The 25586-nt window shown below is 68.8% G+C and carries 26 protein-coding genes, 1 other RNA gene and 2 pseudogenes; 7 read left to right on the top strand and 22 right to left on the bottom strand.

Annotation, left to right across the window (positions count from 1 at the left end):
* Positions 1-65: 65 nt before the first annotated feature.
* Complete coding sequence (locus AMIS_RS04505) at positions 66-665, bottom strand: YqgE/AlgH family protein (protein ID WP_014441014.1); 600 nt, start codon at positions 663-665, stop codon at positions 66-68.
* 71 nt (positions 666-736) lie between these two features.
* Here AMIS_RS04505 and AMIS_RS04500 point away from each other — a divergent pair, with 71 nt between their 5' ends.
* A complete protein-coding gene (locus tag AMIS_RS04500; RefSeq protein ID WP_014441013.1) occupies positions 737-1543 on the top strand; it encodes an S-methyl-5'-thioadenosine phosphorylase in 807 nt (268 codons plus the stop codon).
* Between the two features lie 55 nt (positions 1544-1598).
* On the opposite strand, the gene AMIS_RS04495 is transcribed toward AMIS_RS04500, so the two are convergent.
* The 4 genes from AMIS_RS04495 to AMIS_RS04480 form a co-directional block, all read right to left on the bottom strand.
* Positions 1599-2174, bottom strand: a complete 576-nt coding sequence (locus AMIS_RS04495; RefSeq protein ID WP_014441012.1) for a DUF4360 domain-containing protein — start codon at positions 2172-2174, stop codon at positions 1599-1601.
* A gap of 94 nt (positions 2175-2268) precedes the next feature.
* Positions 2269-2859 carry a DUF4360 domain-containing protein gene (locus tag AMIS_RS04490; protein ID WP_014441011.1) on the bottom strand — a complete coding sequence of 197 codons (591 nt, stop codon included), beginning with the start codon at positions 2857-2859 and terminating at the stop codon, positions 2269-2271.
* Between the two features lie 31 nt (positions 2860-2890).
* Positions 2891-3472 carry a DUF4360 domain-containing protein gene (locus AMIS_RS04485; protein WP_172666563.1) on the bottom strand — a complete coding sequence of 194 codons (582 nt, stop codon included), beginning with the start codon at positions 3470-3472 and terminating at the stop codon, positions 2891-2893.
* A 469-nt stretch (positions 3473-3941) separates the two neighbouring features.
* A complete protein-coding gene (locus AMIS_RS04480; RefSeq protein WP_014441009.1) occupies positions 3942-4877 on the bottom strand; it encodes a quinone oxidoreductase family protein in 936 nt (311 codons plus the stop codon).
* A gap of 80 nt (positions 4878-4957) precedes the next feature.
* Between AMIS_RS04480 and AMIS_RS04475 the strand changes: the two genes are divergently transcribed.
* Positions 4958-5413 (top strand): MarR family winged helix-turn-helix transcriptional regulator, encoded by a 456-nt coding sequence (locus tag AMIS_RS04475; protein ID WP_014441008.1) that lies wholly within the window; start codon positions 4958-4960, stop codon positions 5411-5413.
* Between the two features lie 172 nt (positions 5414-5585).
* On the opposite strand, the gene ssrA is transcribed toward AMIS_RS04475, so the two are convergent.
* Positions 5586-5963: a transfer-messenger RNA gene (gene ssrA, locus AMIS_RS41130) on the bottom strand.
* A gap of 27 nt (positions 5964-5990) precedes the next feature.
* Positions 5991-6242: a cellulose binding domain-containing protein gene (locus AMIS_RS44925; RefSeq protein ID WP_386933531.1), complete on the bottom strand. Its 252-nt coding sequence runs from the start codon at positions 6240-6242 to the stop codon at positions 5991-5993.
* On the opposite strand from AMIS_RS44925, the gene AMIS_RS43895 reads away from it, so the two are divergent.
* Positions 6169-6729, top strand: a complete 561-nt coding sequence (locus AMIS_RS43895; RefSeq protein WP_041829550.1) for a hypothetical protein — start codon at positions 6169-6171, stop codon at positions 6727-6729. The genes AMIS_RS44925 and AMIS_RS43895 overlap by 74 nt on opposite strands.
* A gap of 82 nt (positions 6730-6811) precedes the next feature.
* Here the strand turns inward: AMIS_RS43895 and smpB are convergent, their stop codons facing one another.
* The 6 genes from smpB to AMIS_RS04435 all read right to left on the bottom strand — a co-directional run bounded on the left by smpB (position 6812) and on the right by AMIS_RS04435 (position 12112).
* On the bottom strand, positions 6812-7288 hold the full coding sequence (gene smpB / locus AMIS_RS04460; RefSeq protein ID WP_014441006.1) for an SsrA-binding protein SmpB: 477 nt from the start codon (positions 7286-7288) through the stop codon (positions 6812-6814).
* 51 nt (positions 7289-7339) lie between these two features.
* Positions 7340-8563 (bottom strand): M23 family metallopeptidase, encoded by a 1224-nt coding sequence (locus AMIS_RS44555; protein ID WP_014441005.1) that lies wholly within the window; start codon positions 8561-8563, stop codon positions 7340-7342.
* A 104-nt stretch (positions 8564-8667) separates the two neighbouring features.
* Positions 8668-9543, bottom strand: coding sequence for a permease-like cell division protein FtsX (gene ftsX, locus AMIS_RS04450; protein WP_014441004.1), 876 nt, complete (start codon positions 9541-9543; stop codon positions 8668-8670).
* 66 nt (positions 9544-9609) lie between these two features.
* The gene (ftsE, locus tag AMIS_RS04445) at positions 9610-10290 is read right to left on the bottom strand and encodes a cell division ATP-binding protein FtsE (protein WP_014441003.1); all 681 of its coding nucleotides are present in this window, start codon (positions 10288-10290) and stop codon (positions 9610-9612) included.
* 141 nt (positions 10291-10431) lie between these two features.
* Entirely contained in the window at positions 10432-11544 is a 1113-nt protein-coding gene (gene prfB / locus AMIS_RS04440) for a peptide chain release factor 2 (protein WP_014441002.1), read from the bottom strand.
* Positions 11545-11596: 52 nt separating this feature from the next.
* Complete coding sequence (locus AMIS_RS04435) at positions 11597-12112, bottom strand: PadR family transcriptional regulator (RefSeq protein ID WP_014441001.1); 516 nt, start codon at positions 12110-12112, stop codon at positions 11597-11599.
* A gap of 397 nt (positions 12113-12509) precedes the next feature.
* Between AMIS_RS04435 and AMIS_RS04430 the strand changes: the two genes are divergently transcribed.
* On the top strand, positions 12510-13520 hold the full coding sequence (locus AMIS_RS04430; protein WP_014441000.1) for a hypothetical protein: 1011 nt from the start codon (positions 12510-12512) through the stop codon (positions 13518-13520).
* Here AMIS_RS04430 and AMIS_RS04425 read toward each other — a convergent pair.
* Positions 13472-13933, bottom strand: coding sequence for a DUF6912 family protein (locus AMIS_RS04425; protein WP_172666662.1), 462 nt, complete (start codon positions 13931-13933; stop codon positions 13472-13474). The two genes, AMIS_RS04430 and AMIS_RS04425, sit on opposite strands and share 49 nt — an antisense overlap.
* Before the next feature lie 153 nt (positions 13934-14086).
* Here AMIS_RS04425 and AMIS_RS04420 point away from each other — a divergent pair, with 153 nt between their 5' ends.
* Together AMIS_RS04420 and AMIS_RS04415 are read left to right on the top strand one after the other, a co-directional pair.
* Positions 14087-14314 carry a helix-turn-helix domain-containing protein gene (locus AMIS_RS04420; RefSeq protein WP_014440998.1) on the top strand — a complete coding sequence of 76 codons (228 nt, stop codon included), beginning with the start codon at positions 14087-14089 and terminating at the stop codon, positions 14312-14314.
* Between the two features lie 115 nt (positions 14315-14429).
* The gene (locus tag AMIS_RS04415; RefSeq protein ID WP_014440997.1) at positions 14430-14999 is read left to right on the top strand and encodes an Rv3235 family protein; all 570 of its coding nucleotides are present in this window, start codon (positions 14430-14432) and stop codon (positions 14997-14999) included.
* A 504-nt stretch (positions 15000-15503) separates the two neighbouring features.
* Here AMIS_RS04415 and AMIS_RS45080 read toward each other — a convergent pair.
* Together AMIS_RS45080 and secA are read right to left on the bottom strand one after the other, a co-directional pair.
* Positions 15504-15617 (bottom strand): annotated as a pseudogene (locus AMIS_RS45080) (SEC-C metal-binding domain-containing protein); the annotation flags it as partial.
* Between the two features lie 272 nt (positions 15618-15889).
* Positions 15890-18410 (bottom strand): annotated as a pseudogene (gene secA, locus AMIS_RS04410) (preprotein translocase subunit SecA); the annotation flags it as partial.
* A 176-nt stretch (positions 18411-18586) separates the two neighbouring features.
* On the opposite strand from secA, the gene AMIS_RS04405 reads away from it, so the two are divergent.
* Positions 18587-19402, top strand: a complete 816-nt coding sequence (locus AMIS_RS04405) for a GNAT family N-acetyltransferase (protein ID WP_014440995.1) — start codon at positions 18587-18589, stop codon at positions 19400-19402.
* Here AMIS_RS04405 and hpf read toward each other — a convergent pair whose 3' ends face one another.
* From hpf to AMIS_RS04375, 6 genes are all read right to left on the bottom strand, one after another.
* The gene (hpf, locus tag AMIS_RS04400; RefSeq protein WP_014440994.1) at positions 19403-20023 is read right to left on the bottom strand and encodes a ribosome hibernation-promoting factor, HPF/YfiA family; all 621 of its coding nucleotides are present in this window, start codon (positions 20021-20023) and stop codon (positions 19403-19405) included.
* A 280-nt stretch (positions 20024-20303) separates the two neighbouring features.
* On the bottom strand, positions 20304-21023 hold the full coding sequence (locus AMIS_RS04395) for a ComF family protein (protein WP_014440993.1): 720 nt from the start codon (positions 21021-21023) through the stop codon (positions 20304-20306).
* A complete protein-coding gene (locus tag AMIS_RS04390; protein WP_014440992.1) occupies positions 21023-22861 on the bottom strand; it encodes an LpqB family beta-propeller domain-containing protein in 1839 nt (612 codons plus the stop codon). Before AMIS_RS04390 ends, AMIS_RS04395 begins: the two co-directional genes overlap by 1 nt.
* On the bottom strand, positions 22861-24486 hold the full coding sequence (mtrB, locus tag AMIS_RS04385) for an MtrAB system histidine kinase MtrB (RefSeq protein ID WP_041830499.1): 1626 nt from the start codon (positions 24484-24486) through the stop codon (positions 22861-22863). Before mtrB ends, AMIS_RS04390 begins: the two co-directional genes overlap by 1 nt.
* A 54-nt stretch (positions 24487-24540) precedes the next feature.
* Positions 24541-25230, bottom strand: a complete 690-nt coding sequence (gene mtrA / locus AMIS_RS04380) for an MtrAB system response regulator MtrA (protein ID WP_014688036.1) — start codon at positions 25228-25230, stop codon at positions 24541-24543.
* Positions 25231-25371: 141 nt separating this feature from the next.
* On the bottom strand, positions 25372-25575 hold the full coding sequence (locus AMIS_RS04375) for a DUF397 domain-containing protein (protein ID WP_041830498.1): 204 nt from the start codon (positions 25573-25575) through the stop codon (positions 25372-25374).
* Positions 25576-25586: the final 11 nt, after the last annotated feature.

Below are 25586 nucleotides of genomic sequence, written 5' to 3'. Positions count from 1 at the left end.
CCGGCGTTTCCCCCGGGCACGCTGGAAATATTACACACTCCGCCGGAGCCCTTCACGGCACCCCCTCAGTTGAGGGTCGGGTCCGGCGGGAAGTGGGCGACAGCAGCCAGGATGTCGCCCTGTCTGCGGAGGACCATGGCCCACAGGTCGTCCGGCCGCTCCACGAAGGGATCGCCGGGGAGGGCGTCGAAGACGAACCACGAGCCGGCCGCGATCTCCTCCTCGAGCTGGCCGGCGGACCAGCCGGAGTAACCGGCGAAGACCCGGATGCCGGCGACGTTCTCCCGCATGCGGTCCGGGTCGGCGGAGAGGTCGAGGGTGCCGAGAGCGCCGCTGACCGGGTGGAACCCGGACACCCTCTTCTTCACCTCGGGACGAGTCCGGGCCAGGCAGATGGCGGACTCGGGCTGCACCGGGCCGCCCTCGAAGAGCACCGCCGGGTCGCCGGCCAGCTCACCCCAGTTCCCGAGGACCTCGGCGACCGGAACCTCGGTCGCCCGGTTCAGGACGACACCGAGGGCGCCACCGGTCTCATGGGCGACCAGCAGCACGACCGTACGGTCGAAATTGGGGTCTTTCAAGGTCGGGGTGGCCACGAGCAGTTGCCCGGTCATCGACTCCACCGACCGGCCTCCAACCCGCTGCCCCTCACCGAACACGTGCATCCCGCCGTCCGCTCGACGTAGCCATGACTCGCACATTAGCTTGCGTTTCCGGCCACGGATAAGGTCTGGACATGAACCCGCCACCTACGGCAGCAGAGATCGGCGTCATCGGCGGATCGGGGCTGTACGCGCTTCTCGACGACGCCACCGAGTTCGAGGTGAGCACGCCCTACGGCGCGCCGTCCGACAAGATCACCGTGGCTGACGTGGGCGGGCGCCGGGTGGCGTTCCTGCCGCGGCACGGGCGTGATCACCGGTTCCCGCCGCACAAGATCCCGTACCGTGCCAACCTGTGGGCGCTGCGCTCGCTCGGCGTGCGCCAGATCGTCGCCCCGTGCGCGGTCGGCGGCCTGCGGCCCGAGCTCGGTCCGGGCACGTTCGTGGTGCCGGACCAGCTGATCGACCGGACGAGCGGGCGCGAGCAGACCTACTATGACGCGGGCGCGGTCCACGTGTCGTTCGCCGATCCGTACTGTCCGGCCGGCCGCGCCACGGTGCTGGATTCCGCCGAGCGGGTGAAGGCCGTCGACGGCGGCACGATGGTGGTCGTCGAGGGGCCGCGCTTCTCCACCCGCGCCGAGTCCCGCTGGTTCACCGCGATCGGCGGCACGATCGTCAACATGACCGGCCACCCGGAAGCGCTCCTGGCCCGCGAGCTGGAGCTCTGCTACACCGCGATCGCCCTGGTCACCGACCTGGACGCGGGCGTCGAGGGCGACCACGGCGTCACCCACGAGGAGGTTTTCCGGGTCTTCGGGGAGAACACGGCCCGCCTGCGCGAGGTCCTCCTGGACGCGGTGGTCAAGCTCCCTGCCGAGCGTTCCTGTCCCTGCAAGGATGCCCTTGCGGGCATCAAACTGCCGATCCAACTGCCCTGAGGGGTACGGGGTGAGAGCACGCGCGTCGCGATGCGGCGCGCGTCCGGTCCTCAGCTCAGCATCGCCGCCACTTCGGGAGGCCGAAGGTGGTCGCCACGAGGCTGGCCTTGCTCGCGCGGCTCCCGGTGGTGCGCACCGTTTCAGCGACGGACAGGTCCAACGATGCGCCGCAGGGTGACCACGCCGCCTTGCGGGGGACAGCGCTGGTGTTCCAGGCGCCGGTCTGCGGGCCCTTCGTTTTCTTGACGTCGCGCACGGTCCACGGGAAGCCGGTGAACCACATGGCCGTGATCACGGTCGCGGTCGAGGTCCCGTCGAGGGCGACGGTGGCCTGATTGGTCACCGAAGGGAGCGAGAAGCTCCATCCGGACGCAGCCTTCACCCGCGCGATGAGGCGGCAGCTCTTGTAGTCGTTGCCGGCGACTGAGAAGCCTCGGTATCGCAGCGTGAACGACCCGGACGGCAACGGTTCCACACTGGTGGTCTTTCCTGGGCAGCCGCTACCGAACGCGTTGAGCACACTGATGGTGAGCTGCGGGTCAGCTCTGGGTGGCACGGAACTTGCCGAGCTCGCCGGCACCAGCAGGGACGTGCCGACGAGCGCCGTCACGATGATCTTCAGTCCGGGCACGGTACCCCCTTGGTCGTTTTTCGGCGTTTTCCGGACAGCGCGCCGGCCGGCCGGCCACGGGAAGTCCCGTCGCCGGCCGGCCGGTGGTCGCATGTCAGCACTGCTTCCAGGAGAGGTTGAAGACCGTCGACGCCTGCGTGTCGGTGTCGATCAGTTCCGCGGAACTCGATGCCTTGCCGTTGACCCGCAGCGTGTTGTTGACGTTCACGTCGAGTGTTCTGTTGCACGGCGCGTAGATGAGGCTGTGGGCGGTGCTCGTCGTGGTCCAGAGCTCGTCGTCCGGACCGTTGATCGAATCGGTGGCCGACGCGTTCCACGGGCTTCCGGTGAACCACGCGTTCATCTGCAACTTGGCCGACGACTGGTTGTCCAGGTCGGGCGTCACCCGGTTGATCACCGAGGTGACCGCATAGGTCCAGCCCTGGGGTACGGACACCCGGACCGAGACCTTGCAGCTCTTGTAGTCGTTGCCGTACACCCGGAACGCGCTGTAGGCCAGGCTGAACGCGGTGTTGTCCTCGGTGGGCTGGGCGTCGGTGGTACCGCTCGGACAGCCGCTGCCGAAGGCACTCATGACCTTGAGGGTGATCATCGGTGCCGCGGGCGCCGCCTGAGCCGCCACCGGGAGAAGCGATCCGAGCAGCGCCCCGGCAAGGACTGCCGCCGCCTTCTTGGTACGGAACATCAGAACTCCTTTTACATTGGTCTTGCGTGAATTAGCACTGCTTCCATTTCAAGAGGAATGTCGTCGAGACCCGCGCGTCCTGCGCGAACAACTCCATCGAACTCGTTGTGGGCCCGGAGACCCGCAACGTGGTGTTGAGCGTCAGGTTGGTCGACGCGCCGCACGGGGCGTAGATCACCGCATTGGCGACACTGTCCGTCTGCCAGAAGTCGTCGTACGGTCCTTTGAACGTCTGGTCCGCCTTCAGGGTCCACGGGAAACCGGTGAACCACGAGGTCATCAGAATCCGGCCGGACGCCCCTTTGTCGAGAACGCCGTATCCCCGATTGCTGACCTCGTACACCGAATACGTCCAGCCCGCAGGAATGATGACCTGAATGTCGACCTTGCAGTTCTCGTAGCTGCCGCCCGTCACCTTGAACTCGCTGAAGCTCACGGAGAACGCGGTCTCGTCCGGCACGCTGGTGGCGACGGTCGACGTGCCCGGGCAACCGCCGCCCTTGGCAGTCAGCGGCCTCAGCTTGATGACCGGGTCGTCCAGTCGCGTCCCCGCCAGCGCCGCTGAGGGGACCAGCGACCCGATGAGCGATACCCCGACGACTGCGGCCGCCATCATCCGCCTCAACCTGGACATGGAATCCTCTCAATCACATCTTATCCTTGGGAATAGCGAATTGCCGGACACATTGCGGCCCGCGTTTTTCCCGCGCAATTAGGTGGCAACCGAGAACGCGGCCACCACCCTTGATCCGGCAAACCGCAAAGCCACGCCGACCTGTTACCGCCGGCTTGCGTTCACCGCCAGAAAGATGAATATCAGGCCGCTTGTCAGCTACGCAGGCAGTCCGGTGATCAAGTACACGATCCGGTGGTTTCAAACTGGCGCACCGCACCAATCGCTCCGCCGAGCCTACCCACGCCGTAGCCCGATGGTGCTGCAAAGACTAAAGGTCTGCCCGCAAATCGGATTAAAACTCGCTCAACGGGGTATCCGCGCGGCCCGGAACACGCACACCCACCGGGCCCGCCGCACCGTGGGGACGCCGAGGGCTCGGCTCCGGAGCAACCTCGAGGGCGTCAGTTCAGGGCACGAGGACGACCTTGCCGCAGTTGACTCGAGCTTCGATGATCCGGTGGGCCTCCGCGGCGTCGGACAACGCAACTTCGGCATGGATGGCAACGTGAAGTCGTTCGGCGTGGTGCAGGCGCCAGAGTTGCTGATGGTGGTCGTCGTAGAGCCGGCGCCGGGTGGTCGCGAACCTGGCCATGGTCATGCCGGTGATGGTCTTCGACCCGGCAAGCAGGTCGAATGCCGGGACGGTGCCACCGCCGGAATTGAAGAAGATGAGCCGCCCTCCGGGGCGTAACGCTGCAACGGCTCGCGGCAGGAGTTCGCCACCCACGGCGTCGAGGACGACGTGGACCGGATCACCCCATTGCGCGTCGCCGTAGGTCACTACCTCGTCTGCGCCGAGCCGGGACAGGAAGTCCGCCTTCGCGGTGCTGCTGACGGCCGCGGTGACGCGCTTGACTCCCTGAAGTTTCGCCAACTGGACGGCGAGGTGCCCGACACTGCTGGCGGCACCCGTGATGCAGACGGAATCGGCTTCCGTCAGATCGGCCGTCGCCAGCGCCGCCAGTGCGACATGCCCGCTCCGCACCAGGGCCACCGCCTGCGTGCAGTCCGCCTCGTCGGGGACGAGGCTGGCCGTGAACGTCGGCACGACCACGACATCGGCGTAGGCGTCGGTGAAGGCCAGGCCGACGACCCGATCGCCGACCGCGTAACCGGTGACCTGCGGCCCGACGGCGATCACCCGGCCGGCAACCTCGCCGCCCAGCGTGCCGGGTAGCGCGGTGCGCTCGCCCTCGCCGCGGACCTTGCGGATGGCAGGCAACGTGACCCCGACTGCCTCCGCGCGCACCAATAGCTGGCCAGGTCCAGGCTCGGGCTCCGGCACCTCCTCGAGGCGCAGAACCTCCGGGCCTCCGTACTGGTGATAACGAACGCTGCGCACCGTCGCCTCCCTTATCGTTGGATGTCCCCCACGATAGACAATAACGTTGGGGTGTCCCAACGATTTAGGAGACGGATGCCATGGTCGACGGCCCATACGCTCCGGTCAACATCCGTGTGCTGCCGAGCTGGCTGCTCGGCCGGGCCGCCGCCCGCGGCCACCAACTCGTCGCGAAGGCGCTGGCGAGCGAGGACATTCGGATGATGCATCACGCCGCCCTTGCGACGGTGGCTGACCGGGGACCCATATCCCAGGCTGAACTCGGCCGAACCCTGAAGGTGGACCCGAAAGACATGTCCACGATCGTCCAGGACCTGAATCAGCGTGGCCTGGTGGTTCGTACCCCCGATCCCGCCGATCGGCGGAAGAACGCCATATCCCTTTCGCCGGCCGGCAGTCGCTTGCTTCACCGCACCGAGAAGCTGGGCGAACAGGCCAACGCCGAACTGACCGCAGCACTCACACCGGACGAGCGAGAACAACTCATCAGGCTCTTGACCCGCATCGTGTCGCCGGCGGAGGAGCCGACGGAATAGGTGCGGCCACCACCCAGGATCCGCGTTCCGGCTGCCGTTCGGCCGGAGGTGGTGTTGCCGCTGGCCAACGAGGCCCTGTTCAACGAGGCGAGAAACGAAAGCGGCGGCACCATAGGTGCCGCCGCTCCAGGTGAACTCTCCCCCGCTGTCGCGGGTTCAAGTAACCCCCACGTGGTGGAGGTGCCGGGAATCGAACCCGGGTCCTTCGTTGCTTTGTCAGGGCTTCTCCGAGCGCAGCTCACTATGCCTCTACTCGGCCCTACCAATCACGTGAGCGAGTTGGTATGACGGGCCCAGTCGTGTTTGATCTCGCCGCACGGTCCTCACGACTAGAACCGGTTGGCCAGCCTTCTAGCTGATGCCGACAGACCGGGTCGAAGGCGACCCCGGGTCGACAGACTTGCTACTTACCTCAGGCGGCAAGAGCGAAGTCAGCGCGGGAGTTATCCTTGGCGCTTATAAGTTTCCGACGACCGATTCTCGAGACGACGTCGGCTTCCTCGGCTCGCTTCCCCTGTCTCCACGTACGAAGTCGAAACCAGTCACCCCCTGGTATGTGTCACACAGCTACGCAATCTTAGCTCACGCGACAGCTGCCGCCACTCACGGAGCATGTGGCCGACCGTACGCTGTCGTCGTGGTCCTTCCCGGCCTGGAAGCCGGCGGTGATCGAGCGGCCGGCGCCCAGGGTGCCGCGCACGGTGACCTGGTCGTCGTCGCCGCTGACCGAGGCGTTCCAGGAGCCGTAGACGCGGATGTCCGAGGCGGACGAGAACCTGACCGTCACGGAGAAATCGCGGCTGCTGGAGCTGTTGTTGGCGATCCGCACCGAGCCGATGAAGCCGCTCCCCCAGTCGGCGCTGGTGGAGTACGTGGCGGTGAACGTGTCAGCGGTCGGCCGCGGGCTGGCCGGCGGTTCGGCGGTGGTCCGCTCCGGCGTGGGGCTGGCCGGGGGCCGGCGCGAGGGCGTCGACGTGACCGGGGCGGTCGAGGCTGCGGGCGACGCCGAGGCCGGCCTGGAGACCGACGGTGAGGCCGAGACCGAGGCCGACGGCGAGGCCGAGGCGGACGGCGACACCGACAGCGACACGGACGGCGACGGTGAGACGCCCGCCGGCACCGTCGCGGTCGCGAGCGGCTGGTCCAGCGGGATGTGGTTCTCGACGGCCTGGAGTTCCGCGGCGGATGGCTGGATCAGCTGCGGATCGTTCCCGGCCTCGGTCTCGGAGCCGCCGACGCGGACGACGATCCAGCCGACCAGGGCGACCAGGACGGCAGCGGCGAGCCCGAGAATGAGTCGTGCCGGGGTGAACTGACGAGCGACGTGCTTGGGCACGGCCGAGTCTCCTCGAGACAGCAGAAAGAAACGATCAAGCAGTGGCGGGGCAGAATACCGCGTCAGTCCATACCCTTGGCACGGCGGCCCAGAGCCCGGTTGATCTCCCGCTGGGCATCTCGGCTGGCCAGGTCCTGCCGCTTGTCGTAACTCTTCTTGCCCTTGGCGACGCCGATCTCGACCTTGGCGTACCCGTTGTGGAAATAGACCGAGAGTGGCACCAGCGTGACGCCGTCGTCCCGGAGCTTGCCGAGGATCTTGTGGATCTCTTCCCGGTTGAGCAGCAGTTTGCGCACGCGGCGCGGCTCGTGGTTGGTCCAGGTGCCCTGCGTGTACTCCGGGATGTGCATCCCGTGCAGGAAGATCTCGCCGTCCTTCTCGTGCCCGAAGGCGTCGACGAGAGAGGAGCGCCCGGCCCGGAGGGATTTCACCTCGGTCCCGGTGAGGACCATGCCGGCCTCGTAGGTATCCAGGATGGTGTAGTCGTGGTACGCCTTGCGGTTGGAGGCCACCGGCTTACGCCCCTGTTCGCGCGGCATGTCGGCCCTCCCTATTGACGTTCGTGCAACCGATCAATAGTACAAGGGTTCTCAGCAGAGACAGCCCGGCAGGTACCGGAGCGGGTTGCGGGGCACGCCGCCGAACCGGGTCTCGAAGTGAAGGTGGGCGCCGGTGGACGCGCCGGTGCTGCCGACCCGGCCGATCACCTGACCGCGGCGTACATAGGAGCCGCGATGAACGTACATCCGGGATTGGTGGCCGTAGCAGGTGGTGAACCCGTATCGGCCGAGCCGTCCGTGGTTGATGCACGTGTAGTTGCCGTACCCACCGGCCCAGCCGGCCTGGATCACCCGCCCGGATGCGGCGGCCCGGATCGCGGTGCCCGATCCGGCGGCGAAGTCGGTGCCGGCGTGCAGCTGCCAGACCCGGTAGTAGGGGTCGTAACGGTTGCCGAAGTCGCTGCTCTTCCAGCCCTGCACCGGCATGGTCAGCCGGCCGCCGCCGTAGCTGCGGACCCCGCCGGCCCGGCTGTCGTATCCGCGCAACGCGGCCTGGACCTTGCGCTCGGTGGCGAGCGCGGCGCGGTACTGGGCGAGCACGGTGGCCCGTTGCGCCTGCGCGGCCCGCAGCGCGGTCTGCCGGGCGAGCACCAGCTGGTACATCGCCTGCCGGGCCTTGACGGCCGCGGCCTGGGCGGCTTGCGCGGCGCGGAGCTTGGTGACGGCGATCCGCTCGTACTCCTCGGCGACGCGCTTCGCGGCGCCCGCCCGGTCCTGTGCGGCCCGGGCGTCCCTTCGAGCCCCGATCAGGGTACGGACCTCGGTCTGCTCATGGCCCATCACCTGCTGGACCAGTCCCATCCGGTCCAGCATGTCCTGTGGCCCGGTCGCTGTGACCAGCACGTTGATCCGGGCGAAGGTGCTGCCCATGTACGTGGTGGCGGCGATCTGGTCGACCCGGTCGCGGGCGTCGTTCACCCGCGCGGCGGCGGTGGCGTAGAAGTCGGCGACCTCGGCGTACTCGGCACGGGCCCGCTCGGCCTGCCGGCGGGCGGTGGCGGCCTCGACCCGGGTGGCGACGACCACGCCGCGGGTGGTGGCGACCCGGCGCTGAGCGGCGGGCATGGCCGCGGTGGCGGCGGCCAACCGGCGGGCGGCTGCCCGGGCGGTGACGCTGGCGCTCTCCAGCAGCGCCTCGGCGCGGCGGACCGCGCGGGCCGCGTCGCCACTGCGATCAGCGGCGGCGGGGGCCGGGTGGAACGCGAGCCAACACAGACAAACGGTGAGCAGTGCAACAGAACGGCGATACCTCACGGGGAGTCACCGTACCCCCACCAAACGCCCGGAAAGCCCTAAATCGCCCGACGGCCACGACCCCATCCGGGGTCGCGGCCGTCGCACATCAGCTCGGGTGAACGTCAGACCTTGAGGTAGAACCGCAGGGTGACCCACGCGGTGACCGCGCTGACCAGGGCGCCGACACCGGCGAGCAGCGGCAGCATGAGCCACACGTTGCCGTTCGGGATGGGCGTCAGGATCGTGGTCAGGGCCTGCAGCTTGTTGTCGAGCAGCACGACCTTGCCGATGAACAGGGCGATGAAGCCCAGCACGGCGCCGATCAGGCCGGCGACCACGGCTTCCAGCACGAATGGTGCCTGGATGAACCAGTTCGATGCGCCGACGAGTTTCATGACCGCGACCTCGCGGCGCTTGCTGTAGGCCGCCACCTGGATGGTGTTACCGACCAGCAGCAACGCGGCGAATGCCATCACCGCCGCCACGACCAGCGACATCACCTGGATCGAGTTGAAGATCTTGAAGACCTTGTCGAGCAGCGTGCGCTGGTCGATGATCTGCCGGACCCCCTGCAGGCTCTCGATCTCCTTGGCGAAATCCGCGTACTTCTCCGGATCGTTCAGCTTCACCCGGTACGACTCGGGGAGGCTGCTCGCACTGATCGAGTTGACGAAGTCGGGAGAGTCCTCCCAGAGCACCTTGAAGCGCTCGAACGCCTGCTCCTTGGTCTCGTACGTCTTCTCCTTGACGAGCGGGTTGCTGTCGATCGCCTGATCGATCGCCGCCCTCTGCGCCTCGTCGACGTCGTCGTTCAGGAAGATCGAAACCTCGATCTCTCCGTAGTAGAAGTCCTTCATGCGGTCGACCTGCATGTACATGAGCACGCTGGCGCCGAACATGGTCAACGAGACCGCCATGGTGATGATCATGGCGATCGTCATCGTGACGTTGCGCCACAGGCCCACCAGGACCTCATTGAGGACATACTTCACGCGCATCGGGGGGATCCTTCCGGGACTCCGCGTGTTCCTGCGTCAGCTTTCGGTACGTACACGGAGCCGGGCCTAACCGTAGACACCGCGGGCCTGGTCACGGACGATCCGTCCGCTCTCGATCTCGATGACCCGGCGGCGCATCTGGTTGACGATGTTGGAGTCGTGCGTGACCATCACGACCGTGGTGCCGGTCCGGTTGATCCGGTCGAGCAGTCGCATGATCTCGATGGAGGTGTCCGGGTCGAGGTTACCCGTGGGCTCGTCCGCGAGGAGGATCAGCGGGCGGTTCACGAAGGCCCGGGCCACCGCGACACGCTGCTGCTCACCACCGGAGAGCTCGTGCGGGTAACGGTGCTCCTTGCCACCGAGACCGACCAGCTCGAGCACCTCGGGGACGACTCGGCGGGCGACGGCCTTGGTCTTGCCGATCACCTCGAGGGCGAACGCCACGTTCTCGTACGCGGTGCGGTTGGGGAGCAGGCGGAAGTCCTGGAAGACGCAACCGATCGACCGGCGGAAGTGGGGCACCTTCCACGAACGGAGCGAGGTCACGTCCTTGGCGTTCACCACCACCTTGCCGCTGGAGGGCGAGACCTCTTTCAGCAGCAGCTTGATGATCGTCGACTTGCCGGAACCGGAGGGGCCGATGAAGAAGACGAACTCACCCTTCTCGATCCCGACGCTGACATTGTCCAACGACGGCCGAGACGCCTTCGGATACGTCTTCGTCACGTTCTCGAGCTGAATCACGGGACTGGAGTCTACGCGGTGTAACGAAATCGCCAAGCCTGCCGGGGGCCGGAATATTTACCACCTGCGGTAACGGCCGAACCGGGCACTCCTCGCCTGACCTAGCGTTCAGACGAGGTAGCGCTCAGTCACGGATCTTACTTAGGCGCTCATCTGGTTCTGCTTGCGCCACTTGATGCCGGCCTGGATGAAGCCGTCCAAATCGCCGTCGAAGACACCCGTCGGGTTGCCGACCTCGAACTCGGTGCGCAGATCCTTCACCATTTGGTACGGGTGGAGGACGTACGAACGCATCTGGTCGCCCCACGATCCGGTGGTGTCCTGCTTCAGATCGGCCATCTTGGCCGCGTCCTCCTGGCGCTTGCGCTCCAGAAGGCGGGCCTGGAGCACCCGCATGGCGGCCGCCTTGTTCTGCAGCTGCGACTTCTCGTTCTGACAGGACGCCACAATCCCGGTCGGGATGTGGGTCAGCCGGACCGCCGAGTCGGTGGTGTTGACGCTCTGCCCGCCGGGGCCGGAGGAGCGGTACACGTCGACCCGGATCTCGTTGTCCGGAATGTCGATGTGGTCGGTCTGCTCCACGACCGGCATCACCTCGACACCGGCGAAGCTGGTCTGCCGGCGGCCCTGGTTGTCGAACGGGCTGATCCGCACCAGCCGGTGGGTGCCGGACTCGACGCTCAGGGTGCCGAACGCGTACGGCACCTTGACCGCGAACGTGGCGGACTTGAGGCCCGCCTCCTCCGCATAGGAGGTGTCGTAGACCTCGGTCGGGTAGCCGTGCCGCTCGGCCCAGCGCAGGTACATCCGCATGAGCATCTCGGCGAAGTCGGCGGCGTCCACGCCACCGGCGCCGGCCCGGATGGCGACCAGGGCCTCGCGGGAGTCGTACTCACCGGAGAGGAGAGTGCGGACCTCCATCTCCTCGACGGCCTTGGTCAGCGTGGTGATCTCGTCACCGACCTCGGCGATCGAGCCCTCGTCCGATTCCGCCTCCGCCATCTCCAGCAGGAGGCCGGCGTCGTCGAGACGGGAACGCAGGCGTTCCAGCTTGGAGATCTCACCGGAGACATACGCAAGTCGGCTGTTGACCTCCTGCGCGCGGGCCTGGTCGTCCCAGAGGTCCGGGGCTGAGGCCTGCTCTTCGAGATCCGCCTTGTCGCGGCGCAGCCTGTCCACATCCAGGACGGTCTCGATGTTGCGGAGGGTGGCGTCGAGGACTTTGATTTGCTCAGCGAAGTCGGCAGCGGTCACGACACCCAAGACTACGCCGCCCGGCCAGTGAGCTGGCCGGGCAGGTCGCATATCAGCCCGTGGGCGCGGCCTTGAGCCATGTGAGAGCGGCCTTGTGGTACGCGACGGCGAACTCGAGCGCCGCCGCGCCGTACGGATCGCCGTTCTTCTTCGCCTCCTTGGCCTGCTCCTTGGCCATCGCCATGGCCTCGGAGTGGTACTGATTGGCGTTGCTGTAGAGCACCTCCAGCTGGTCGCCGCTGTGCTGCTGGCCGAAGGCGACCCGGAGCGCGACCGGGTTGCGCAGCGCGTCGCGGCCGGGCGACTCGGTGAGCCATCGGGTGAAGGCCCGCTTGCCGGAGGCGGTGATGGCATAGGGCTGACTGGACCTGGGACCCGGCTTGCCGAGGCGGACATAACCCATTTCGGCCAGTACGGGCAATTCGCGGTAGACCTGGCTCCGCGTCATCGACCAGTAGGGCCCGAGGCGGCGTTCGGCAGCCGCCATCAGCTGTCCACCGGTCATCGGACCCTCGTGAAGGAGTCCGAGAAGGGCGGCAGCCGTCGGATTGATTTGGAAGTCGGGCATGCCTTCTAAGCTGCCACTTTGTCGGTCCGGCGTCCAGGATTTCGCACGATCCGTCCAGTTTGCGCCTCCACAAACGACTGTCCCGCACAGACAGTCCGACAACGAGCGTGCAGACTCGGCGTTTTGCCCGTCTGAGCACCGTTGACCAGGTAAAATGGGTCACCCAAACGGTCAGACGACGCATTCGAGGCAGGAAACCGGCTAAACCGGTCAATGCGCCCATGCGAAAAACGACATCCGTTCGATGACGGCTCCGATTACCCCAAAGCGGGCCATCGACGCAAAGCATGTACGGATATCGCCATTCCACCGGCGGGTCGAAAGTCCATCGTGCCATCGCCGCACCGAACCCGCCGCCGGTCAGGTGGCCGCAGGTTCGCCGGTTACCCTGACCCCCATGACCGACCGTCACACCGCCGCGGAGAGCGCCCGTCCCACCGTCGCGGAGAGCGCCCGTCACACCGCCGCGGAGAGCGTCGAGGAGTCCCGGCTCACCGTGGCGCTGATCGCGGCCGCCGCGCTCGCCTGGACGGCCGCGATGCTGTGGTCCGCCCGCACCACCATCACCGGCCGGATCAGCGCCGAGATGGAGGTGACCTCCACGGCGTACGCGCTGCCCGGCGCCGTCGCCGCCGACCTGGTCGCGGGCGCCGCCGTCGCCCTGCTCGTGCTGACCCTGATCGGCTCCCGGCGGACCCTCGGCGCCAGCCTCCGGTTCGCCGTCGCGACCGGTGCCGGCCTGCTCGTGGGTGTGCTCAGCGCGATCCCGATCATCACGATCAACACGGCCGGCTCGCTCTACGCCATCGTCGGTGGCACCGTGGCGGCCGCCGCGACCATCGGTGGCGCGCTCGCCGGTTTCCGGGTCCCGCCGGTCATCGCCGCCGGCGCGGCCGCCTCGGTCGGCGTGTTCGTGCTCGGCTTCGTGCTCAACCTCTTCCAGGCGCCGGTGCTCGAACTGCTCGGCGCGGGGGACACCGAGTCGTCGGCGAAAGCGGCGCAGTGGTTCTCGTACGGGCAGGCGGCGCTCAGCGGGCTGGCGGCCGGCCTCATCGCGTACTTCATGCTCCGCCGGCACCGCCGCCGCGCCGCGGGCGCCGACGTGAAGTGGCCGCTCTACGCGCTCGCCGGTGCGGGCGCCGGCCTGGTCACCGTGATCGGCGAGATCCTGTCCCGGACGGCGGGGTCACAGGTGCTCGACCTGGCCGGCAAGGTCAGCGAGATGGACAGGCTGGCTCAGGACATCCTCAGCACCGCGCGGCTCAACAGCGGTCTGATCGTCCTCTTCGTCGGCGCGATGACGGCGATGCTCGCGGTCGGACGGACGCTCTCCCCCGCCGCCGAGGACGAGGACGAGGCTCAGGTCAACTCGTCGAGCTCCGAAACGGCGTACCACTCCAACTCGTGATCCTCGGCGCTGTCGACGGTGAACTGGGCGTCCGGGTCACCGGCGAGCGCCTCCTCCACCACGTCGGCGGCCGCCGCGACAGCCTCGGCCGCGTCCGCGCCGTCGAGGTGGATGCTGGCAACCTCGGTCAGCCGGATCGGGGCCGGCAGCCGCACCGAGCTGGAACCCAGCTCGGTGTCCTCACGCACCAGCGCCGAGGCGGGTACGTCGGCGGAGACGACCACGCGGCGGCGCGGCGCTGACGGGTCGTGCCGGAGCAGTCGCAGGGCGCCCTGGGCGGCCCGGGTGAAGGCGACGTACTCCAACTCCTCCTCGTCGCCCTCCGCATACCACTCGCGCAGGGCGGGCGTCACCGCATGCGCCTCGGCCGCCGAGTCGCCCAGCTGGCCGGACTGCCGCAGGGCCGCGAGCATCGGCACGGTGGCCGGCACGTAAACCCGAACCAGGTCGGTGATCGCCACGTTGTCCTCCTGCGCTTCGCGTCGCCGTCTCCCATTCCATCAGGCCGCCGTCCATCCTGATGATCCGGGCCCGCTCTCGCACGTAAACGGTGGCAAACTCAGGCTATGGAACCTCGATTCCTGTTGCTGACCGACGTCGCGGCCGAGCTGAACGTCTCGGACTCGCAGGTCTACCACATGGTCCGCAGCGGCGAGCTGCCCGCGATCAAGATCGGTGGCCGTGGTCAGTGGCGCGTGGAACGCACCCGGCTCGAGGAATACATCCAGCACAAATACGAAGAAACCGCCGCATGGGTACGGGACAACCCCCTCACCGAGCGCGAAGCGGAATGACGGTTTTGCCCCTTCCCCCGCATCGCTCGTCGCGTGTTGCCGCGACGCACTGAGGCGAGGGACAGTCGAAGCAGTCGGAGGCAAACGAAGGCAAACGCAACGAACGGGGGTCCTCATGCGCACGACGATTCATTTGCGCCCGCTGCCCCGCTATGAGCCACCGTTCGACGACGAGCTGGCGCCACAGGTGTGGAGCCCGCCGCGGCAGCAGCTGGCGCTCGACTGGAGCACGCCGGCGCCTCCGCCCGCACAGTCGGAGGGTGGGCCGACAGGTGGGGCGGCAAGCCGGTCGACGGGTCAGCCGGCGGGTCCGCCGGCCGCCGAGGTGCCCGGGGCGTCCGGTGACGCCAAGCTCGCCGTGCGGCGGTTCGTGCACCTCAGTGTCGAGGTGCTCAACGGGTTCCGGCCCGCCGGCCATCTGCGCCGGCTCAGCCTCCCGTCACACGCCGCCGACGTGGTGGCCGCGGGCCTGGCCGGGGCGCAGTGGGTCGGCCAGCTGCGCCGCGCGAAAAAGACACGCCGCCCGGCGCCGGTGGCCGTTCTCAAGGTGCACCTCTGCGAGCCACGAGCCGGCGCCGTGGAGGCCGCGGTGGTGCTGGTGACCGGCGAGCGGACGTGGGCGCTGGCCCTTCGGATGGAGCTGCACCAGCAGACCTGGCTGGCGACCACGCTCCGCCTGATCTGACCACTCTGACCCCGTCATTCCCCGGGGCGGCCGGCGAGCACCACAGGCGGCGGACGTCCTGGGCTCCACCCACCCGCTGCGGCGCGGGCTAACGCGGCGGCGGGCTAACGCGGCGGCGCGGGGAAGCGCGGCGGCGCGGGGAAGCGCGGCGGCGCGGCGGCGCGGGGAAGCGCGGCGGCGCGGCGGCGCGGGGAAGCGCGGCGGCGCGGCGGCGCGGGGAAGTGGCATCGCAGCGCGGGCATCTGCGGCACGGACGTGGCGCTGAGGTGGCGGCGCGGGCGAGCGTGGGCCGGCACGTAGGGCTGGGACGGCGCGAGCTGGCGTGGCGCGGACGGCGTGGCGCGGACGGACCGGGCGCGGGCGAGCGGGGGCCGCCACGCAGGGCTGGGACGGCGCGAGCTGGCGTGACGCGGACGGGCGCGGGCGACTGGGCGTCGGTGGAACGGGAGCGGCCCGCAGCCGGCGTTGTGCCGGGCTGCGGGCCGCTGGAAGAGCTCGCCTGGCTCAGACTGCGCCCGGAGCTCCGTGGCAACGCTTGTACTTCTTGCCGGAGCCGCAGTAGCACGGCGCGTTGCGGGACGGGCCGCCGGACTCCTGGCCCGCTGCACGGCTCGCGCTGCGGGCGCTGGTGTGCGCCGGGCTCGCCGGGACCGGGGTGTTGCCCGGGCCGACGTTGGGCGGGGCGCTCTGCTGCTGGATCACCGGGCGGCCGTCGCCGGCCTCGCCGTCGATCGCCGGCGCGGTGTACTGCAGGTTCTGCGGACGGCCGGGGCCGCCGAGGCCCTTCGCGTGGACCTCGACCCGCTCGGGCTCGCCGGTGGGCTCGTCGTCGGTGTCCGGGCCGCCGACGTTCGGCAGCTCGAACGCCTGGGAGGGGTCGACCGTGACGGTGGGCTGCTCCTCGACCTGGACCTCCAGGTTGAAGACGAAGCCGACGGCCTCCTCCTTGATGCCCTCCATCATCTGGTTGAACATGTCGAAGCCCTCGCGCTGGTACTCGACCACCGGGTCGCGCTGCGCGTAGGCCCGCAGGCTGATGCCCTCCTGCAGGTAGTCCATCTCGTAGAGGTGCTCGCGCCACTTCCGGTCGATGACCGCGAGCAGCACCTGACGCTCCAGCTCGCGGACCCCTTCCTCGCCCAGCTCCTCCTCGCGGGCCCGGTACGCCGCCTGCGCGTCCTGCTTGAGCTGCTCGGTGAGGAACTCCTGGTCGATGGTGTTCTTCTCGCCGCCGGACTCCTCGATCAGGTCCTCGATGGTGAGGGTGACCGGGTAGAGCCGCTTCAGGTTGGTCCAGAGCTGCTCGAGGTCCCAGTCCTCCGCGTACCCGTCGGAGGTGGCGGCCAGCACGTAATCGGCGACCACGTCGTCGATCATGTGGGTGACCTGGTCGTGCATGTCCTCGCCGTTGAGCACGCGGCGGCGCTCGGCGTAGACCACCTGGCGCTGCTTGTTGAGCACCTCGTCGTACTTGAGGACGTTCTTCCGGATCTCGGCGTTCTGTGCCTCGATCTGGGTCTGCGCGCTGCGGATCTGCCGCGTCACCATCTTGGACTCGATCGGCACGTCCTCGGGGATGTTGAAGCGCTCCATCACCGCCTCGACCGCGCCGGCCCGGAACCGCTTCATCAGGTCGTCCTGCAGCGACAGGTAGAACCGGGACTCGCCCGGGTCGCCCTGCCGGCCGGAACGACCGCGCAGCTGGTTGTCGATGCGGCGGGAGTCGTGCCGTTCGGTGCCGAGGACGTAGAGGCCGCCGGCCGCCTGGACCTCGGACGCCTCCTGCTCGCAGGCCTCCTTCACCGACGGGAGGACCTCTTCGAGCGCCTTCGCGTACTCCTCGGGGTTCTCCACCGGGTCGAGGCCGCGCTGGGTCAGCTCACTGGCCGCGAGGAAGTCGGGGTTGCCGCCGAGCAGGATGTCGGTGCCACGACCGGCCATGTTGGTGGCGACGGTGACCGCGCCCTTCCGGCCGGCCTGCGCGATGATCGTGGCTTCCTGAGCGTGGAACTTCGCGTTCAGCACGCTGTGCGGGATGCCGCGCTTGCGCAGCAGCGTGGAGAGGATCTCGGAGTTCTCCACGGAGACCGTGCCGACGAGGACCGGCTGACCGGTCACGTGCCGCTCGGCGATGTCCTCGATGACCGCGTTGAACTTGGCCCGCTCGGTCTTGTAGATGACGTCCGGGTGGTCGATGCGAACCATCGGCCGGTGCGTCGGGATGCTCACGACGCCGACCTTGTAGACGCTGTTGAACTCGCCGGCCTCGGTCTGCGCCGTACCGGTCATGCCGCCGAGCTTCTCGTACAGGCGGAAGTAGTTCTGCAGCGTGATGGTCGCCAGGGTCTGGTTCTCCTGCTTGACCTCCACGCCCTCCTTCGCCTCGATGGCCTGGTGCATGCCCTCGTTGTAGCGGCGGCCGTGCAGGATGCGACCGGTGAACTCGTCGACGATCAGGACCTCGCCCTCGGGGCTGACGATGTAGTCCTTGTCCTTCTTGTAGAGCTCCTTGGCCTTGATCGCGTTGTTCAGGTAACCGACGAGCGGGGTGTTGACCGACTCGTACAGGTTGTCGATGCCGAGGCGGTCCTCGACCTTGGCGACGCCCCGCTCGGTGATCGCGACGGTCCGCTTGGCCACGTCGACCTCGTAGTCGCCCTCGCCGTCCTTGCCCGGCTGGAGCCGGTTGACGATCTGGGAGAACTCCCCGTACCACCGGGCGGAGTGCTCGGCCGGGCCGGAGATGATCAGCGGGGTCCGCGCCTCGTCGATGAGGATCGAGTCGACCTCGTCGACGATCGCGAAGTTGTGCCCGCGCTGGACCAGCTCCGTCTTCGACCACGCCATGTTGTCGCGCAGGTAGTCGAAGCCGAACTCGTTGTTCGTCCCGTACGTGATGTCGCACTGGTACGCCGCGCGATGCTCGGTCGCCGGCCGGTTCGGCAGGATCACGCCGACGGTCAGGCCGAGGAAGACGTGCACCCGCCCGACCCACTCGGCGTCACGCTGGGCGAGGTAGTCGTTCACCGTGATGATGTGCACGCCCTTGCCGCTCAACGCGTTGAGGTAGGCCGGGAACACACCGGTCAGGGTCTTGCCCTCACCGGTCTTCATCTCCGGGATGTTGCCGAAGTGCAGCGCGGCGCCACCCATCAGCTGGACGTCGTACGCCCGCTGGCCGAGCACCCGCTTCGCGCCCTCACGCGCGACCGCGAAGGCCTCGGGGAGCAGCGAGTCGAGGGACTCGCCCTCCTCGTAGCGCTCCTTGAACTGCTGGGTGCACTCGCGCAACTCATCGTCGGTCAGGTCGACGTAGTCGTCCTCGATCGAGTTGACCGCGTCCGCGATCGCCTTGAGCCGTCGCACCATGCGGCCTTCGCCGGCACGGAGGATCTTTTCCAATATCGACACGGGTCAACGCTCCCCTAGACAGTCTGCGGAACCATCGTAGGCACCTTCGCCCGAGACCTGTGACCCGAGCCTCCGGTGAAACTCGCAAAGGGCGCGAAAGGTGTCACTAAGTTCGCTGACAGCGTCATTTCACACCGGTTTGGCGTCTCGGGCGCGTCTCGGGCGAGGATGGCGGAGTGGATCAGGACATCAGTCTGCTGCTGCGCGGCGACCGCCCGGAGGACCGGGCCGAGCTGACGAGGCTGCTCGCGAGCGAACCCGGACGACTGGAACTCCTCATCGCCTGGGAGGACCCGGCGGCCCAGCGCATCGCGATGGCGGCCGGTTTCACCCGGGAGGGTGCCCGCCGCCTGCCGGGGAGGGAACTCCAGGTCTGGTCCCGGCTGGCCGGCGACCCGACCGAGCCGGCGCCGCGCCTGCTGCCCGACATCCCCGGCGGCGAGCTCACCGACGGCGTGGTGACGCTGCGCCCGCTCGGGGAACAGGACGTCGCTTTCTACACCGAGCTGCACACCCTGCCGGAGGTGGTGAACACGAGCGTGCCACCGATTCCGCCGACACCCGAGGAGGTACGGCGGCGGTGTTCCCGCTCGGAGGCGCAGTGGCTGGCCGGCACCCGCGCCGACCTGGTGATCCTGGACAGCGCGACAGGGGCTCCGGCCGGCGAGATCGCGGTCTACTACCAGGAGCCGCCGACCAATCAGGCGATGATCGGGTACAGCCTTCTCCCCCCGTACCGAGGGAGGGGTTTCACCACCCGCGCCGCTCAGCTCGTCGCCCTCTGGGCGTTCGCCGAGACGGACATCGTGCGGCTGATCGCCGGCACCGCGCCGGACAACGTCGGCTCGCAGCGGGTCCTGGAGAGGGCCGGTTTCCGGCGCGAGGCGTACCTCAGCTCCCGGCTGCCCGGCCCGGACGGCACCCGGATCGACGACATCCAGTACGTCCTTCTCGCTGGAGACCTGCTCGCACAGGCCTCCAGCGGAGATTAGTCACGCGCCCAGGCTGAGGATCCCGTAGTCGTAGCCGCGACGGCGATAGACGACGCTGGGCCGGCCGCTCTCCTTGTCCTGGAACAGGTAGAAGTCGTGGCCGACGAGCTCCATCTGGAACAGCGCGTCGTCAACGGTCATCGGCTCGGCCGAGTGCTCCTTCTCCCGGACGATGCGCCACGGCTGGTCCGCGCCGTGCTCGGCCAGCTCGGTGTCGAGGGCGGGCTCGGCGACCAGGGTGGCGGTCCGGCCCGGGCTCACATCGGTGGGGAGGTTGGCGGTCGCTGCGGCGACGGACACCGGCGCATGTCGGCCGCGGTGCACCCGGCGCCGGTCGGCGGAACGCCGCAGCCGGCCGTCGAGCTTGTTGATGGCGCAGTCCAGGGCTGCGTAGAAGTCTTGTGCCTGGGCCTCGGCGCGAACGACCGGGCCTCTCGTCATGACGGTGATCTCCACCCGCTGGCAGGTGTCGGACTGTCGCGGATTGCGCTCGTGGAAAAGCTCCACGTCCACTCTCATCAGCTTCGGGTCGTAACGCTCGACCTTGCTCAGCTTCTCGGCGACATGCTCTCGATAGTGATCGGGAACCTCTACGTTGCGGCCCTTGACGACAATGTCCACTCGTGACCTCCCCCAACGTTGTGCTTGCGGGCGCCTGACGCGGCGCGTGGTGCTCAGAGAAGACGCCGCGTTGACTACCACCGACGCGGCCGACGTGGGTGAGACGACTCCTTTCCGGTGCGGGGACGGGACCCGATCAGCGCTCCGGTGGTGGGTGAACTTTGCTGATTCACCCCTCGTCACCTAGACGCTAACCTGCCTCTGCCTCGCCGTCACCACTCGTTTGGGATAACCGATGGCTGACATTCGCCTCTATCGGCAGCCCGGGACGGCATGGGAGTCAAATACCGGGAGTAGTTTTCCGCAGTTGCGTCGCTGCCAGCACCGCAGCACCCGTGACCTGCATGCCCGCCTCCTCAAGACGGCGAACCACCGCGGCCAGAGTGGCACCGGTGGTGACGATGTCGTCCGTCACAACCAGGGTGCCTCCGATCCGGCCGCCGCGTTGCAGAACGCCGATTCGAGGATTGATTCGCAGGGAATTGACAGCTGCCGCATGCCGTGCGGCAGCATCCAGTGACGTGGAGTCAGGACGGGGCAGTGCCCGCAGCGGCTGGATCGTCGTCGCGTCCCAGCCGGCCGCGCGCAGCCGCCGCATCGCGTGCCTGGTCATCCGGGCCATGTGGTCGCCGTACCGCTCGCGGCGCGCCGCGGCCGTGGAGGGCACCGGGATCAGCACCACCGGCCGGCCGCGCGGCGCGAGCGCCGCCACCGCGCCGGCCAGGAGCGTTCCGAGCGGCCGGGCGAGCCGGTGCCGGCCCTTTTCCTTGTACGCCAGGAGAGTGCCCCGCAGCGCCCCGGCGTAGGGCCCGACCGTGACACAGTCCGGGAATCCGGCGGGCGGCGGTGTCGGCGTCGCCGGATGCGGCCGCAGCCCCTCCAGCTCGGCCACGCAGACCGCGCAGGTCCCGTAGGTCAGCCGGACCTGTTCCGCACCGCACCCGGCGCACGCCCCCGGCAGCACCAGGTCGGCCAGCTCGCCGAGGAGCGCGGCGACCATCAGTTCAGGAAGAACGGCGCCGTCGGAACGGTGTTGGCAGACCGGTTGCTGGGCGGCTCGGCCAGGCTGCTCGCGACGATCTGGACCGGGCCGGAGAGCACGTCCCAGGCCGCGTCCGCGGTCGTGAACGACACGAAGTCGGCGTTGCCCAGCTCGTTGCTGCTCTGGTTGACCGGGTTCTCCGGGTACGCCGTCACGTAGGTCACCGTGTCGTCCCCCAGGTCCGGCAGTCGCGGGTCCTGCAACGCGCCGTCGATCGTCACGTCCAGGACCGCGACCCGGCCGGCGCGGACGCCCGCCACGGTCAGCCAGCCCTCGCCGCTGAAGTCGGCGGCGGTGACCGTGTCCAGCGGCGGCCGGAGCAGCTCCGGCTCGCTGAGCGACACCCCGTCGCCGCTGACCGTCAGGACGGCGCGGTAGAGCCGCCCGCCCGCGACGATCGCCGCCCGATGCCCGTCCGGCGCCACCGTGATCGCGCTGATCTTGCCGGTCACGCCGGAGACCTGCACCTGTCGCGCGGCGCCGCCCTCGGCCCGGAAGCTGTAGAGCCCGCCGCCCGCGATGATCAGGCCGAGCGAGGACTCCGGGTCGCCGTCGGCGGTCAGCGCCCAGACCGGGTATCCCAGGCCGCCCGGCAGGCCACTCACCGCGTGCAGCGCCGCGTCCGGCCCGCCGCTGGTCAGCGTGGACCCGACGCGCAGCGCCTCACCACCGCCGGAACCGGTCACCAGGGCGGCGTAGGTGTGCGTCGCCGACGTGCTCAGCGCCGCGGTCCGGACGTCCTTGTTCGCCTGCGGCGGGATGGCCGGGATCGCCGCGACCGCCTTCCGCGACTCCGAAAGCCGGACGATCTTCCCGCCGTAGACGGCGAACCGCTCCGGGAACTGCTCGAGCCGGGACGCGGCGTTGCTGGTCAGGAAGTCGGTGGCGTAGTAGTTCTTCGTCTCCTGATGACCGATCTTCAGGGCCAGGTTCTCCCACGGCAGCGGGCGCAACGACCACTGCAGCTGCCGGCGCAGCCGATCCAGCGCCTCGGTCGCGCCCTCGGTCGGCACGGCCTGCGCGCTCAGGGTGATGGTGAGCGTCTGGTCGGCGATCGCCGGGATCTTGCCCTGGAGAGCGGTGCCCTCCGGGAGCACCTCGACGACGCTGCGCAGCCACGGCGCGGGGCCCTCGATGAGCCAGCCGAGCAGGGTCGTCGGCACCTGCTCGATCGGGACGTCGTGCAGCAAATAACGGACGTCCGGGACCAGGCCGGTGTGCTCGGTGTTCCAGAAGTAGATGGTCCGCCGCGTGTACCGGCTGGCGAGCGCGGTGTCGCTGATCAGCAGCACCGGAGGCGCGTCCAGGACGTAGAGCGAGATGCCGTCCTCGGCGGTGCCGAGGGTGATCTCGTATTTCCCGCGCACCGGCTCTTTCGGCGGCTCCAGCAAGCCGTTCTTGCCGAGCGTGCCGATCAGCTCGTACGTGATCTGGACGGTGGAGCGCCCCTGCGACACGAGCGGCGTGCCGATCAGCCGGATCACCCGCGGAATCGCCACCGGCTTGAATTTCTCGGCCACCGGCGGAGACATGAACTCCCGCACCCGCTCGGTCGCGCCGTCGTAGTCACCGGCCGCCGCGGCCAGGTAGTTGGTGACGAACTCGGTCCGGTCGCTGGTCGAGGTCCGGGTCTCCTGCGCCGACGTGTTCTCGCTGCCGGAGCTGATGCCGGTGGACGGGCCGGGGCCGACCGCGGTGACCCCGGTGTCGTCCGGGATGCCGCAGCCGGCGAACGTCAGCGCGGTGAGCGCGACGACGGCGGGCAGGGCCTGCACGTGACGGTGGGTGCGACGCATCAGCCTGTGACCTCCGCAGGGCGGTCCCGGGGAATGAGCGGGAGTGGCGCCGCGACCAGCCGGTCACCGGCACGGACCGGCAGCGTGAGGCGGAACTGCGAGCCCTCGCCCGGCGCGCCCCACGCCTCCAGCCAGCCGCCGTGCAGGCGGGCGTCCTCGACGCTGATGGACAGGCCCAGACCGGTGCCGCCGGTCTGCCGGGCCCGGGACGGGTCGGCGCGCCAGAACCGGTTGAAGACCAGGCGTTCCTCACCCGGTTTCAGACCGATCCCGTAGTCGCGGACGGTGACCGCGACCGCCGCCTCGTCGGTGGAGAGCGTCACCACGACCGGTTTCGCCTCGGCGTGCTCGATCGCGTTGCCGACCAGGTTGCGCAGCACCCGCTCGACCCGGCGCGGGTCCACCTCGGCGATCACCGGGGTGTCCGGCAGGCGCAGCTCCACGTCGACGCCGGCGCGCTCGGCCAGACCGGAGAGTCGCTCGGCGACCCGCTCCACGATCGGGACCAGGTCGGTGTGCTCGGCGTCCAGCGCGGCGAAGCCGGCGTCGAACCGGCTGATCTCCAGCAGGTCCGTGAGCAGCCCCTCGAACCTGTCCAGCTCGGCCTGCAGCAGCTCGGCGCTGCGGGCCACCGCGGGATCGAAATCCTCCCGCTCCGAGAAGATCAGGTCCGCCGCCATCCGTACGGTGGTGAGGGGTGTCCGAAGTTCGTGAGAGACGTCCGAGGTGAACCGGCGCTGCAGGCGGGACATCTCCTCGAGCCGGACGATCTGGCGCTGCAGGTTCGCCGCCATCTGGTTGAACGCCGCCGCGAGCAGGGCGAGGTCGTCCTCGCCGTCGACTTTCATCCGCTGGTCGAGCAGGCCCGCGGAGAGCCGCTGCGCGGTCCGCGCGGCCACCCGGACCGGGGTCACCACCATGCGGGTGACCAGGGCGGCCACCACGCCGAGCAGGATGACCAGGGCGATCCCGGTGATCAGCACGGTGGTCCGGATCTGGTTGGCGGCGCGGTCCTCGGTGGTGAGCGGCACCATGTAGTAGAGCTCCAGGTGACCGAACTTGGTCGGCACCGGTGAGCCGTAGACCAGGTATTTCGTGGTGGCGCCGCCGACCTCCGCGGTCCGGATCTGCTGCGCGACCTGGCCCTGCTCGGCGACCGTCCGGATCATGTCCGGCGTGATCAGGTCGCGGGTGTCCACGGGCGGCAGCGTGACGGCCGGCAGATCCTGGTAGTGCTCGGCGCGAATCGAGATGATCGAGCCGCCGTTCTCCGTCTGATCGCCGTCGACGAGGTCGTTCACCGTGTCGTTGATGGTGTTCGGCAGCTCCGGGTCACGCGCCTGCGGGTGCAGGGTGAGCTGGCTGTACGCGTACGCCACCTTGCCGCTCATCGACGAGGAGATCTCGTCCTGGGTGCGGTTGAGCAGGATGTTGGCGCTCTGCGCCGCGATGAACCAGCCGAACGTGCTGACCAGCAGGCTGGAACCGATCAGGGTGAGGGTGACCACCCGCAACTGCAGCGAGCGGCGCCAGGCCCGCCGGGCCGGCGCCGTGTACTGCCGGCCGCGCCGGGCGACCATGCGCCAGTAGCGCCGCACCACTCGCAGGGCACGGCGCACAGGCATCGGAAGCCACGACGGAGCACGCATCTCGCGGCAAAGAGTAACCGCTCGTTCGGCTTAGCCCGTGCCGGCCTTGTAGCCGACTCCACGCACCGTGAGGATGATCTCGGGCCGCTCAGGGTCGGGCTCTATCTTCGCCCGGAGCCTCTGGACGTGCACATTCACCAGTCGGGTGTCGGCCGCGTGCCGGTAACCCCAGACCTGCTCGAGCAGCACCTCGCGGGTGAAGACCTGACGCGGCTTGCGGGCCAGCGCGACGAGCAGATCGAACTCCAGCGGGGTCAGCTTGACCTCCTCGCCGTCGCGGGACACGGTGTGCGCCGGGACGTCGATGGTGATCTGGTTGCCGGGCGGTCCGATGGTGAGCATCTCCGGCGCGGCGTCCTCGCCCCGGCGCAGCCGGGCCCGCATCCGGGCCACCAGCTCCTTGGGCTTGAACGGCTTGACCACGTAGTCGTCGGCCCCGGACTCCAGGCCCAGCACCACGTCCACGGTGTCGCTCTTGGCCGTGAGCATGACGATCGGGATGCCCGACTCGGCTCGGATGGCGCGAGCCACGTCGATGCCGCTCATGCCGGGAAGCATCAGGTCCAGCAGAACGATGTCGGGACGGTTCTCCCGGAAGGCGGCCAGGGCACGTTCACCGTCCGCGACGAAGGAGGGGAGGAAACCTTCGCTGCGCAGGACGATGCCGAGCATCTCGGCCAACGCGGGGTCGTCGTCGACGACCAGTACCCGGGCTCTCATGCGGTCCAATATTGCACTGTCCGCCCGGTCTCCGCGCTACCTGGGGGTCGATCTTGTCCGGGAAGCGTACCGGCGGACGTGCTGGCGGACATGAAAACGGGCGGTCCCGCGGCGGGACCGCCCGTGGCGCACGACCTGAGATCAGGCGCCTGGCCGGTCGAACTCTCCGGCGCGGACACCGGCGATGAAGCCGGTCCAGTCACCCGCGCCGAAGGTCAGTACCGGGCCCGTGACGTCCTTCGAGTCACGAACCAGCACCGCGGCCGGAACCTCGGCGACCTCGACGCAATGCCCAGCAGCGCCACTGCGGCTGCTCTTACGCCAGGTAAGCGTGGCGTTCTGCATGATCATCTCCT

It is taken from the genome of Actinoplanes missouriensis 431, assembly GCF_000284295.1.
GTDB classification, from domain to species: Bacteria; Actinomycetota; Actinomycetes; order Mycobacteriales; family Micromonosporaceae; genus Actinoplanes; species Actinoplanes missouriensis.
The sequence above is the reverse complement of the archived record's forward strand: the minus strand, read 5'-3'. Positions and strand labels throughout refer to the sequence as shown.